This is a genomic window from Actinomyces bouchesdurhonensis (assembly GCF_900128465.1).
GTDB lineage: Bacteria > Actinomycetota > Actinomycetes > Actinomycetales > Actinomycetaceae > Pauljensenia > Pauljensenia bouchesdurhonensis.
On the sequence record NZ_LT635868.1, the window covers coordinates 473,244 to 485,803 of the forward strand.

The 12,560-nt window shown below is 64.5% G+C and carries 8 protein-coding genes; 2 read left to right on the forward strand and 6 right to left on the reverse strand.

All coding sequences use genetic code 11. From position 1 onward, the window contains the following. Positions 1–11: 11 nt before the first annotated feature. Positions 12–2,882 carry an excinuclease ABC subunit UvrA gene (uvrA, locus tag BQ7477_RS07050; protein WP_073983340.1) on the reverse strand — a complete coding sequence of 957 codons (2,871 nt, stop codon included), beginning with the start codon at positions 2,880–2,882 and terminating at the stop codon, positions 12–14. Positions 2,883–2,939: 57 nt separating this feature from the next. Between uvrA and BQ7477_RS07055 the strand changes: the two genes are divergently transcribed. Further along, the gene (locus tag BQ7477_RS07055) at positions 2,940–3,221 is read left to right on the forward strand and encodes a YciI family protein (protein ID WP_073983341.1); all 282 of its coding nucleotides are present in this window, start codon (positions 2,940–2,942) and stop codon (positions 3,219–3,221) included. A 68-nt stretch (positions 3,222–3,289) separates the two neighbouring features. On the opposite strand, the gene BQ7477_RS07060 is transcribed toward BQ7477_RS07055, so the two are convergent. The 5 genes from BQ7477_RS07060 to coaE form a co-directional block, all read right to left on the reverse strand. Further along, positions 3,290–5,686, reverse strand: a complete 2,397-nt coding sequence (locus tag BQ7477_RS07060) for a cation-translocating P-type ATPase (protein ID WP_200783485.1) — start codon at positions 5,684–5,686, stop codon at positions 3,290–3,292. Beyond that, the gene (locus BQ7477_RS07065; protein ID WP_073983342.1) at positions 5,670–6,668 is read right to left on the reverse strand and encodes a TerC/Alx family metal homeostasis membrane protein; all 999 of its coding nucleotides are present in this window, start codon (positions 6,666–6,668) and stop codon (positions 5,670–5,672) included. The genes BQ7477_RS07060 and BQ7477_RS07065 overlap by 17 nt, the downstream gene beginning before the upstream one ends. Before the next feature lie 40 nt (positions 6,669–6,708). Then, positions 6,709–7,710 (reverse strand): TerC family protein, encoded by a 1,002-nt coding sequence (locus BQ7477_RS07070; RefSeq protein ID WP_073983343.1) that lies wholly within the window; start codon positions 7,708–7,710, stop codon positions 6,709–6,711. Positions 7,711–7,986: 276 nt separating this feature from the next. After that, entirely contained in the window at positions 7,987–10,068 is a 2,082-nt protein-coding gene (gene uvrB / locus BQ7477_RS07075; RefSeq protein WP_073983344.1) for an excinuclease ABC subunit UvrB, read from the reverse strand. Positions 10,069–10,162: 94 nt separating this feature from the next. After that, on the reverse strand, positions 10,163–10,843 hold the full coding sequence (coaE, locus tag BQ7477_RS07080) for a dephospho-CoA kinase (protein ID WP_073983345.1): 681 nt from the start codon (positions 10,841–10,843) through the stop codon (positions 10,163–10,165). A 91-nt stretch (positions 10,844–10,934) separates the two neighbouring features. Between coaE and brnQ the strand changes: the two genes are divergently transcribed. Continuing rightward, the gene (gene brnQ, locus BQ7477_RS07085) at positions 10,935–12,284 is read left to right on the forward strand and encodes a branched-chain amino acid transport system II carrier protein (protein WP_073983346.1); all 1,350 of its coding nucleotides are present in this window, start codon (positions 10,935–10,937) and stop codon (positions 12,282–12,284) included. Positions 12,285–12,560: the final 276 nt, after the last annotated feature.

Consider the following 12,560-nt stretch of genomic DNA (forward strand, 5'->3'; position numbering starts at 1 on the left):
CATACTAACCATTACTTGCGCGAGCTCGCGGCGTCGCGCGCGGCCTCCTTCGCGAGGACCTCGGCCAGGTACTGGCCGGTGAATGATTCCTTCACCTTCGCGACCTGTTCGGGCGTCCCCTGCGCGACGAGAGTGCCGCCGCCCGCGCCCCCCTCGGGACCCATGTCGATGATCCAGTCAGCGCTCTTGATGACGTCCAGGTTGTGCTCGATGACGATAACCGTATTCCCCTTGTCCGCCAGGGACTGCAGGACCAGCAACAGCTTGCGGATGTCCTCGGAGTGCAGGCCCGTCGTGGGCTCGTCGAGCACGTACACCGTGCGGCCGGTCGAGCGTCGCTGCAGCTCGGAGGCCAGCTTCACGCGCTGGGCCTCGCCGCCCGACAGAGTCGTAGCGCTCTGGCCGAGACGCACGTAGCCCAGGCCCACCTCCACGAGCGTGTTGAGGTGGCGGGCAATGCGCGAGATCGGTGCGAAGAACTCCGCGGCCTCTGAAATGGGCATGTCGAGCACGTCCGCGACCGTCTTGCCCTTGTACTCAACCTCGAGGGTCTCGCGGTTGTAGCGCGCGCCATGGCAGACCTCGCAGGGCACGTACACGTCGGGCAGGAAGTTCATTTCGATCTTCAGCGTGCCGTCACCCTTGCAGGACTCACAGCGCCCGCCCTTCACATTGAAGGAGAAGCGTCCCGGGCCGTAGCCGCGCACCTTCGCCTCCTGCGTCTCGGCGAACAGCTTGCGGATCTGGTCCCACACGCCCGTGTAGGTCGCCGGGTTGGAGCGCGGCGTGCGACCGATCGGACTCTGATCCACGTGCACGACCTTGTCGAGCTGGTCAATGCCCGTAATCGTGCGGTGGCGGCCGGGAACCATGCGCGCGCCGTTGAGGCGCGAAGCCAGGGTGCGGTACAGGATGCCGTTGACGAGCGTCGACTTACCGGAGCCGGACACGCCTGTGACGGCCGTAAAAACGCCGAGCGGGAAGGACACGTCGATGTCCTTCAGGTTGTTTTCCCGCGCGCCCTTGACGGTCACGACGCGCTTCTTGTCGATCGGGCGACGCGTCGGCGGCACGATGATGCGTCGCTTGCCCGACAGGTACTGTCCGGTCAGCGACTTGCGGTTCGTCAGTAGCTCGGAGAGCGGACCCGAGTGGACGACCCACCCGCCGGTTTCGCCAGCACCGGGGCCAATATCGACGATCCAGTCGGCTGCTTCCATCGTCTCCTCGTCGTGCTCGACGACGATGAGCGTGTTGCCCAGATCCCGCAGGCGCTCCAGGGTGGCGATGAGCTTGCGGTTATCGCGCTGGTGCAGACCGATCGAGGGCTCGTCGAGGACGTACAGGACGCCGACGAGGCCGGAACCGATCTGCGTCGCCAGGCGGATACGCTGCGCCTCACCACCCGACAGTGTTCCAGCGCTGCGCGAGAGCGTCAGGTAGGTGAGCCCGACGTCCACGAGGAAAGCCAGGCGGGCCTCGATCTCGGTGAGGATCGGCTCGGCGATCGAGCGTGCGCGCTGCTCGAGTTCGACGTTGGCAAGGAAAGCGCGCGCCTCCGAGATGGACATGTCGGAGAGCTCGGCGATCGACTTGTCCCCGATGTGCACGGCGAGAACCTCAGGCTTCAGTCGCGCACCGTGGCACGTCGGGCACGGAATCTCACGCATGTACGAGTCGAGCTTCTCGGACACGGCGGCCGACTCAGTCTCCTCGCGCTTGCGCTCGATGTAGTTGACCGCCCCCTCGAAGCCGGTCGTGTAGGAGCGCTCGCGCCCCCAGCGGTTGCGGAACTTGACGGTGACCTCGTAGTCCTTGCCGTACAGGACAGCGTCCTTGACCTTTTTGGGCAGGTTCTTCCAGGGGGTGCCCATCGCGAAACCCAGCTCCTTGGAGAGAGACTCGAGGAGCTTCTTGTGGTATTTGAAGTTCGAATTCCAGGGGATCACCGCGCCGTCGGCGAGGGAGAGTTCCTCGTCGGGGACGACCAGCTCGGGATCGACTTCGAGGCGGAAGCCCAGGCCCGAGCAGTCCGGACAGGCGCCGTAGGGGGCGTTAAAGGAGAAGGTGCGCGGCTCGATCTCGTCGAGAGCGAGCGGGTGATCGTTGGGGCAGGCGCGCTTCTCCGAGAAGCGACGGCGACGCTCAGGGTCGTCGGCGTCCAGGTCCACGCAGTCGATGACAACCAGGCCCTCGGAGAGGCGCAGCGCTGTCTCCACGGAATCGGTCAGGCGCTGACGCATTCCGTCACGCACGACGAGGCGGTCGATGACGACCTCGATCGTGTGCTTAAGTTTCTTCTCCAGCTTCGGGGCGTTCTCGAGGCGCACGGCCTCCCCGTCGATGATCGCGCGGGTGTAGCCCTCGGAGCGAAGCTCGTCGATGAGGTCCTGGTACTCGCCCTTGCGCCCGCGCACAACCGGGGAGAGGACCTGGAAGCGCGTGCCCTCATCCATCGTGCGAACGCGATCGACGATCTGCTGGGGTGTCTGCGCCTGAATGCGAGCCCCACATTCGGGGCAGTGCGCGACGCCGGCGCGGGCGTAGAGCAGACGCAGGTAGTCGTGGATCTCCGTGATTGTGCCGACGGTTGAGCGCGGGTTACGCGATGTCGACTTCTGGTCAATGGAAACCGCTGGTGACAGGCCTTCGATGAAGTCCACGTCCGGCTTGTCCATCTGGCCCAGGAACTGACGCGCATAGGAGGACAGCGACTCCACGTAGCGGCGCTGCCCCTCGGCGAAAATGGTATCGAACGCCAGCGATGATTTGCCCGACCCAGACAGGCCCGTGAAAACGATCATTGCGTCGCGAGGAAGCTGCAGGTTCACGTCCTTGAGGTTGTGTTCGCGGGCACCCTGGATAATTAGCTTGTCATGCACCCCTCGATCCTATCCGCCCCCTAGGCAAAAGCGCGGATCAGGGCTAGTGTTATGCGTATGGCATACTATGCAGTTGAATACGTGTACAACCCCTCGATGGCCGCAACGATGGACGAAGTCCGCCCTCGGCACCGCGCATTCCTGTCCGGGCTGCTCGAACAGGGGATCAACGTCGCATCGGGTCCGCTCGTCGACGAAGTCCCCGGAGCACTCCTTCTCATCAAAGCCGAGAGCGAAGCCGACGTCGAACGCGTCCTCAATGAGGATCCTTTCTACGTCGCTGAGGTCATTCAGGCGCGCCTCATCCGCGAGTGGAATCCCGTCATCCGGGTGTTCTGATCGCACGTCGCGAACGAGGCCGGGGCCGGGTTGATACCCGACACTGGCCTCGCCTCGTCCCCGCTCCCCTACTCCTGGAGCGAACGAGCAAACTGGTGCGCGTAGAAGATACGTTGAGTGATCTCAATGAGGGCAGCCGAACAGGCACCGACGCACAGGATAACGAGCCACTCGTATCCGTTGGGCGCGACCATCGAGAAGAAGTCACGCACCGGAGCAATGAGCACGCCGCCGACCGTCGCGGAGATGACGCTCGCCAGCAGGACCCACTTCCACAGCGACAGGGGCCGCGAAGTGATCACGAGCAGCCAGATGGCGCCTAGCATGAGGGACAGGATCGCGGCCGTCGACTCACGCGCCTGGGGCGGGCCATCCACAATGCCGAAGGCGACAAGGGCAGTAGTCGCCAAGATGACGCCCGTCGGCATCGCGAGCGACAGGGTGCGCCTCAGGAATCCGGGCACGTAGCGGCGTGGGTTGGGCCACAGCGCCAGGAAGAAGGCGGGGATCCCGATCGTCAGTGAGTCAATGTAGCTGAACTGGCGGGGCAGGAACGGATAGCGCCAACCGACCAGGGCGGTGACGATCACCAGCACCGCCGCGTACGTGGTCTTGGCGAGGAACAGCGAGGATACGCGCTCCATGTTCGCGATGATGCGTCGCCCCTCCGACAAGACCCCGGGCAGGACCGAAAACTTCGAGTCAACGAGCACGATCTGTGCGACCGCCTTCGTGGCCTGCGTGCCGTTACCCATCGCGATGCCAAGGTCGGCGTCCTTGAGTGCCAGGGCATCGTTCACGCCGTCGCCCGTCATGGCCACGCAGTGATCGCGCGCCTGCAGGGCACCCACCATGGCCCGCTTCTGCTCGGGCGTCACGCGCCCAAACACGTCGTGACTCTCGATCGCGTCGGTGAACGCCTCCGAGGTCAGGTCCTCGGGAAGGTCGCGCGCGTCCATGAGGCGAGCGGGTGAACCGTCGGGTGCCGTCAAGCCCGCCTGGGCTGCCAGCGCGCCGACCGTCGTCGGGTTGTCGCCCGAAATGACGCGCACGTGCACGCCCTGCGAGCGGAAGTAGTCCAGCGTCTCGGCCGCGTCCTCGCGCAGGTCCTCCTCCAGGACCACGAGGGCGGCCACCGCCCGACGCACGGGCAGCTCGTCGTCGACCACGGCCTCGTCCGCACTCACCAGCGCCACCACGCGGGACCCCCCAGCGGCGATGGCGCGCACCCGCTCCAGGAGAACCGCGTTCGTCGCCACGGCCTCGTCGATAACGAACTCGGGCGCACCCAGGATCCAGGACTCGCGTCCGGTCCCCCACGCGCTCCACTTGCGGGCCGAGGAGAAGGGAACGGACCACTCGATGCGCTCGCTCGCTCCCGAGCGCGCATCCTCGCCCACATGCGCCCAGATCGCCTCGGCGGTCGCGTTCGTCCGGTCACTGGCAGCGCTCGCGAGGGCGCGCAGCACCGCCTCCGTGTCCCCCGAAACCACGTCGACCCCGCGAACCCGGATGCCACCCGTCGTCAGCGTGCCCGTCTTATCCAGGCACAGGCAATCGACGCGGGCCAGCACCTCGACGGCCGGAAGCTCCTGAACGAGGACGCCCCGGCGTGCCAGCGTCGCCGATCCGATCGCGAAATTCATCGACGTGAGCAGCACCAGGCCCTGGGGGATCATGCCGATGACGGAGGCGACCGACAAGACAAGAGCCTCGCGCCAATCCCCGCCCGATCCTCCGGCAATACGGTTCTGCGAGTAAAAGGTCATCGCAACAACCGGGAGCAACATGACGGAGACGACCTGCAGCACGCGGTTGATCGACACCTGGATCTCGGACACGGTACGGGTGAAGGCGCGCGCCTGCTCGGACAGGCCCTGTGCGTACACGCGCTCGCCGACCGCCGTGGCCACCATGCAGCCCGAACCGGCCACCACGCTGGTGCCCGCCAGGAGCTGGTCGCCCTCTTTCTTCTTGACGGGGTGCGACTCGCCGGTGAGCAGCGACTCGTCGATCTCGAGGCCCGCGGAGGCCAGGACCGTCCCGTCCACGCTCACCTGATCGCCGAGCGTCAGCTCGATAACGTCGTCGAGCACGACGTCGCGAGCCGGAATGACCGACAAGGTTCCATCGCGCAGGACGCTCGCCTGCGGGGCGTCCACAATCGCCAGCGAATCCAAGGTGCGTTTCGCGCGCAGCTCGGACACGATGCCGATGACCGCGTTGATCACCATAACTCCGCCGAAGATGCCGTCGCGCAGGTCACCGAACAACAGCACGATGATCGACGCGCCCACGATGATCGCGTTAAAGAGCGTCAGCACGTTCTCTCGAACGATAGACGCCACGGAACGCGACGTGCGGTCCTTCACGCGGTTGACCGCGCCGCGGGCGACGCGCTCCGCGACCTCTGCCGCACTCAGGCCGCGCTCGCCGAGGCGCGTCACGTCAGCGCTCACGGGCATCCCCCTCATCCATCGCGGTACGTATCAACGACGCGACAACGGTCACCGCCAGCGTCACGACGATGACGCCCAGCGATACCGACACGGAAATGTTGGGCGCCCACTCCACACCCCGCCCACTGTTGATAAACGGGAGGGTGTTGGCGTGCAGCGCCTCCAAAATCAGCTTGACGCCGATGAAACTCAAAATTACCCCGAGGCCGTAACCCAGGTAGACGAGCTTGCTAAGTAATGCATCAACAAGGAAAAACAACTGACGCAACCCCATCAGGGCAAACACGTTGCAGGCGAACACCAGGAAGGCCTGCTGCGTGATGCCGAAGATCGCGGGAATCGAATCGAAAGCGAACATAAGATCCGCGGACCCCAGAGCCAACACCACAACGGCCAACGGTGTCAGATAGGTATGCCCACCGTGACGATACAGGAGACGATTACCGACAAACCCATCCGTAATCGGCAAAACGTGACGTACGAGACGAATGAAGCCGTTTTCGTGATACTCCTCGTCTTCCTCTTCGCCCCGGGCAGTCTCCCGAACTTGCGACACGGCGGTCCACAGCAACCACGCGCCAAAAATAAAGAACACCCACGAGAAGCGAGAGACCAACGCGGCGCCGAGCAGGATGAAGGCGAGCCGGAGCAACAAGGCAATAACGATGCCGAGCAGCAGCGCCTTCTGCTGATTCTCCCTGGGCACCCGGAACGCCTTGAGGATGAGAATGAAAACGAAGAGGTTGTCGACCGAGAGCGACCACTCCATCGCCCAGCCTGCGTAGAACTCCTGCGCATACAGCCACCCGTTCGTCAGCCAGATACCGACGCCGAAGAGGGCAGCGAGCCCCACGTAGAAAAGGGTCCATCGGCCCGCCTCAGCGGCCGTAGGCGGATGCGGGTTGCGTGCGTGCCCGAGGAAGTCGATGACGACGAGTCCGATGGCGACGAGCGCCAGGATCCCCCACGCCCACGGGTGAATAACCATGAGTACCTCTTAACTATTCGTCCGGGAAATTTTATCGCCCTCAGGCGGCGCTGTCGTCGCTTCCACGGCGAACACGAGACGCGGCGAGCGAAGCTGCGACCGTGATCATGATCGTGACCACGATGAATCCGAGCGAGAAAGCGATCGACGGCTCGGGGACCGTCGTGATCTCGTGACCGCCGTTAATGAAGGGCAGCTCATTGGTGTGCAGCGCGTGGTTGATGAGCTTGAAGCCAATGAACCCGAGAATCGCGGCGAGGCCGTAGTGCAGGAACACGATGCGGTCGAGCAGGCCGTCGATGAGGAAATAGAGCTGACGCAGCCCCAGCAGCGAGAACGCGTTGGCGGCGAACACCAGGTAGGCCTCGGAGGTCAGCGAGTAGATCGCGGGGATCGAATCGACGGCAAACATGACGTCGGCGGTACCGATCGCGATGACGCACAGCAGCATCGGCGTGATATACGTGCGTCCACCGTGGCGGTACAGCATGCGCGAGCCGATGAAACCGTCGGTGACGGGCACGACCTTCGACACCCAGCGCACGATCGACGGCGGGCGGTAGTCCTCGTCCTCCTCGTCGCCGCCGATGCCCTCACGAACCTGACTGATTGCGGTCCACATGAGCCACGCGCCGAAGAGGTAGAACACCCACGAGAAGTTCTCGATGAGCGCGGCGCCCGCGAGAATGAAGATGAGGCGCAGCACCAGCGCGATGACGATGCCCGCCAGCAGGACCTCCTGCTGATTCTTGCGGGGCACGCGGAAAGTCGACAGGATAATGACAAAGACAAAGAGGTTGTCAATGCTTAGCGCCTTCTCGGTGATGTAGCCGCCCAGGTATTCCTGTCCGTATTGCGGCCCCCAGAGCGCCCACACGATGCCGCCAAAAATCAGGGCGATCGCGATGTAGGCGATGGACCACCAGGTCGCTTCCTTGAGCGTTGGTTCGTGGGGGGTGCGGACGTGGCCGACGATGTCGACGACGATCATGGTCACGATGATGCCGGCCAGGACGATCCAGGCGAGCGCGTGCACGTGCATACGTGGGGCCTCCGGTACGAGTCGGGTACCGGAGGTCTCCTCCCGCCAGTCATTCCTGGCCGGTGACGCCGGAGGCCGCGCCGCGTGGGCGGGCCGTCGTGATGACGACGCCACTGTTGGTGGGAGTACTCCCCTCCGCTAACACTTCTAGTCTAGTCAGACACAGCGACGGGCGCGCTCACCCAGGTAAGTGGCGTCTGTCGCTCACCGAATCGTGGGCCACGGGGACGAGGCCGCCGCGTGCTCGCGTGAGCCTGCCGACGGCGTCTGGTCGGCTCAGTGGGCGCGCTTCATGGCGCGCAGTTCCTTCTTGAGATCCTCGATTTCGTCGCGTAGGCGCGCCGCGACCTCGAACTGGAGGTGCTGGGCGGCGGTCATCATCTGGGCAGACAGCTCCTCGATGAGTTCGGCAAGCTCAGCCTCCGCGCGCTGACCAGGATTCGAGACGGCAGGCGTCGCAGCCGCACCTCGGTCGCGCGCGCTCTTCTCCTTGCGGTACCCGCCCTCGAGGAGGGTCTGCGTGTCAACCTGCTCGCGGGCGAGCATGTCGGTGACGTCCGAGATCTTCTTACGCAGCGGCTGCGGGTCGATGCCGTGCTCCTTGTTGTAGGCGATCTGGATCTCGCGGCGACGCATCGTCTCGGAGATGGCCTCGTTCATGGAGTCCGTCATGTTGTCCGCGTACATGTGGACTTCGCCGGACACGTTTCGTGCGGCGCGACCGATCGTCTGGATGAGCGAGCGGGTCGAGCGCAGGAAGCCTTCCTTGTCGGCGTCGAGGATGGACACGAGGGAGACCTCGGGCAGGTCCAGGCCCTCGCGCAGCAGGTTGATGCCCACGAGCACGTCGAAGGTACCCAGGCGCAGTTCGCGCAGCAGCTCGACGCGGCGCAGCGTGTCGACGTCGGAGTGCAGGTACTCGACTTTGACGCCGCGCTCGGCCAGGTAGGTCGTGAGCTCCTCGGCCATCTTCTTCGTGAGCGTGGTGACAAGGACGCGCTCGTCTCGTTCGACGCGCAGGCGCACCTGTTCGAGGAGATCGTCGATCTGCCCCTCGGTGGGCTTGACGACGACGAGCGGATCGACCAGGCCCGTCGGGCGGATGATCTGCTCGACCACCCCGTCGGAGCGCTCAAGCTCGTAGGGGCCGGGCGTCGCGGACAGGTAGACGGTCTGGCCGATGCGCGCCGTGAACTCGTCCCACTTGAGGGGGCGGTTGTCCATCGCGGAGGGCAGACGAAACCCATAGTCGACGAGGGTGCGCTTACGCGACATGTCACCCTCGAACATCGCGCCGATCTGCGGGACGGTCACGTGCGACTCATCGATGATGAGCAGGAAGTCGTCGGGGAAGTAGTCCAGCAGCGTGTGCGGCGGCGTGCCGGGTCCGCGCCCGTCGATGTGACGCGAGTAGTTTTCCACGCCCGAACACGACCCGATCTCCTTGAGCATCTCCAGGTCGAAGGTCGTGCGCATGCGCAGGCGCTGTTCCTCGAGGAGCTTGTTCTGGCCGCGGAACCACGCGAGCCGATCATCCAGCTCTTCTTCGATGGAGGCGATCGCCTTTTTCATGCGTTCCTCGCCGGCCACATAGTGCGAGGCCGGGAACAGGTAGGTGTGGTCGACCTGGTCGATCACGTCACCAGTGAGCGGGTGTAGCACCGCGAGGGAATCAATCTCGTCACCGAACATCTCAATGCGGATCGCGAGCTCCTCGTAGACGGGGATGATCTCGATCGTGTCGCCGCGCACGCGGAACGTGCCGCGCGTGAAGGCCATGTCGTTGCGCACGTACTGCATGGCGACGAAGCGCCGCAGCAGGGTATCGCGGTCGATAATCATGCCGCGGCTCAGCTCGATCATGCGCGCCACGTACTCCTCGGGGGTGCCGAGGCCGTAGATGCAGGACACGGAGGAGACGACGACCGTGTCGCGGCGGGTGAGCAGGGAGTTCGTGGCGCTGTGCCGCAGTCGCTCGACCTCATCGTTGATCGAGGAATCCTTCTCGATGAACGTGTCCGTCTGGGGGACGTAGGCCTCGGGCTGGTAGTAGTCGTAGTAGGAGACGAAGTACTCGACGGCGTTATTGGGCAGCAGCTCGCGGAACTCGGCCGCAAGCTGCGCGGCGAGCGTCTTGTTGGGTTCCAGGACCAGCGCGGGACGCTGAAGCTCTTCGATGAGCCAGGCGGTGGTCGCGCTCTTGCCCGTGCCAGTGGCACCCATGAGGACGACGTCCTGCTCGCCGTCGCGAATGCGAGCGGCCAGCTCACGGATCGCCTTGGGCTGGTCGCCCGACGGCGTGTAGGGGGAGATGACCTCGAAGGGCTTGTCCTGGCGGATGACGGGGGTTTCGCTCACTCCCCTACGCTACCGCCCGGGCGCGCCCGTCGCCCGGACAACGCACCCTGGTTCGCGACGAGCGTGGCGAACCCCGGCCTCATCGATGCTCCCCCTAGAGGTCGATGGTCAGCCAACGCTCCCACACCTGCGTGCACACCTGCGCCAGATCGTCCGTGCTTCCGCAGTTATCGATCCACACGTGCGCGATTGCTCGCCTTTGATCAGACGAGGCCTGGGCGCGGATCCGGGCGCGCGCGTCCTCGGGCGGCACTCCCCTGCCCCCCAGACGCGCAACACGCTCCTCGACGGGGGCATCGACAATGACAACAGCGTCAAAACGGTCAGCATAGTCGCCCTCGACGAGGAGCGGAATATCGTAGATGGCAAGCGACCCCGCGGGGGCAGCGCTCAGGATCTCCCAGGCGCGACGCTCGATGGCTGGGTGCGTGATGGCGTTGAGTGCTGCGACGCGCTCCTCGGCTCCCTCGCCCGCGAACACACGCCGAGCCAGGCCCGCACGATCGAGAGTCCCGTCAGGCCGAATCAGGTCCGCCCCGAAGCGCGCGGCAACCTCGGCGAGGGTACCCTTCCCAGGCTCCATTATCTCGCGCGCGATGGCATCGGCGTCCGCGACGACGGCGCCCAACGAAGCGAAGGTGGCAGTCACGGTGGACTTACCGGAGCCAATCCCACCGCTGACCGCGACCACGCGGGAGGGCCCCGCTGTGCGAGCCGGACCCAGGGGGCGCAGGAGCGTGGCGGAGCATCGCCCGCACGAAAGTGACGTCGTCATCGCACCAGCGTATCCTTCCTGCGGTTGCGTATACGTACCCTCATGCAAGAATTGGTGCTGTTAAAGCCCCCACACAACACAGTGAGTAGCAGTGACGCACACAGTCAACGACGATTCCACCCACCGCTCAGGTACCGCGGTCCTTATCGCGACCTCACTGACGCTCTTCTCTATGTTCTTTGGGGCCGGTAACCTTATTTTCCCGCCGATCATGGGTGCGTCCGCCGGCTCGAACGTGACCCCCGCGATGATCGGCTTCCTTATCGGCGGCGTTGCTCTCCCCGTCATCTCGATCATCACGATCGCCCTGTCCGGCAGCGACATCCGTGACCTTGTCAACCGCGCCGGAAAGTCCTTCGGCCTCGTCTTCTCGGTGTTGGTCTACCTGTCCATCGGCGCGTTTTATGCCCTCCCGCGGACGGGTGCCGTCTCCTTCTCGACGGCTATCGCGCCCGTCATCGGTACGAAGTCAGTGCTCGCCTCGGTCCTCTTCAACTTGATCTTCTTTGGGATCGCCTTTTACCTGTGTTGGAACCCGACAAACATTATCGACAGCCTCGGCAAGGTGCTCACACCTATCCTGCTGGGCCTGCTCGTCCTCCTCGTGTTTCTCTGCCTGGCATCACTGCCGGCTTCGCACGACGCACCCACCGGCGAGTACGTCCACAACCCTCTGGCCGCCGGCCTGTTGGAAGGCTACATGACGATGGATTCCATCGCGGCTTTGGCCTTCGGCATCATCGTCGTCACGTCGCTGGGGCACACCGGCGGCGGCATCGGCGCCAAGGTCGTGCGCCGCACCTCCACCGCGGCACTCATCGCTGGTGCGCTCCTGGGCGTGGTCTACGTCGGCCTGGGCCTGATCGGACACGTCATCCCCAACGCGCAGAGTTACACGGACGGCGCGAGCCTCCTGGCCGATGCGGCGCGCTCGACGATGGGCTGGCCGGGTCACATCGTCTTCGGTCTCATCGTGCTCACAGCCTGTATGACGACCGCGGTGGGACTCATCGCCGCCACGTCGGAGTTCTTTAACCGTCTGCTGCCCTCGATCTCCTACCGGGCGTGGATGATCCTCTTCACGCTCATCTCCTTCGTGCTGGCGTCCGCGGGCCTGTCGTCGGTGCTCGCGATCGCGGTGCCGATCATCACCTTCCTCTACCCGATCGCCATCACGGTCGTCTTCATGACGATCGTGACCCATCCCTTCCGCCTGGCCACGCCCGCGACCTGGACCTTCCGCCTGGGCGCGTGGATGGCCGCCGCGTGGTCGGGGGCGACGACGCTCGCGCAGGTCGGCGTCGCCACCGACCGCTTCAACTCCCTGCTCATGTTGAGCCCGCTCCAAGCCAACCAGCTCGGCTGGATCGTGCCGACGCTCTGTGCCGCAATCGTCGGCGCATGCGTGGACGTGGCGCTGTTGAAGCGATCTGCTGCCTGACCTCCATCACAGACCCCGCATGATCGGCGAGCGGGGTCTCGTTGAGCGGGATCTCGTTGTCTGTGCGCCGCGGCCACGACGCAACCCCGAGCAAAAGTCGCACGTAATTTACAACGGTCAGTTTTCGACTCCCTCTCAAAACGTTGCAATTCCAACGATGCGATGTCAATGTTTGAAATACTCGCAAGGGAATTACGTGCGAGATTGCTGAGCAACCAGGCCGGTCGGAGATCTGGATAAGGCAGGACTTGGCGGCAGCCAGAAATCAGATAAAAA

Coding starts and splice junctions, on each gene's coding strand:
- BQ7477_RS07055 (WP_073983341.1), top strand. CDS start 2,940: ATGGCATACTATGCAGTTGAATACGTGTACAACCCCTCGATGGCCGCA.
- BQ7477_RS07060 (WP_200783485.1), bottom strand. CDS start 5,686: ATGCCCGTGAGCGCTGACGTGACGCGCCTCGGCGAGCGCGGCCTGAGT.
- BQ7477_RS07065 (WP_073983342.1), bottom strand. CDS start 6,668: ATGGTTATTCACCCGTGGGCGTGGGGGATCCTGGCGCTCGTCGCCATC.
- BQ7477_RS07070 (WP_073983343.1), bottom strand. CDS start 7,710: ATGCACGTGCACGCGCTCGCCTGGATCGTCCTGGCCGGCATCATCGTG.
- coaE (WP_073983345.1), bottom strand. CDS start 10,843: ATGACGACGTCACTTTCGTGCGGGCGATGCTCCGCCACGCTCCTGCGC.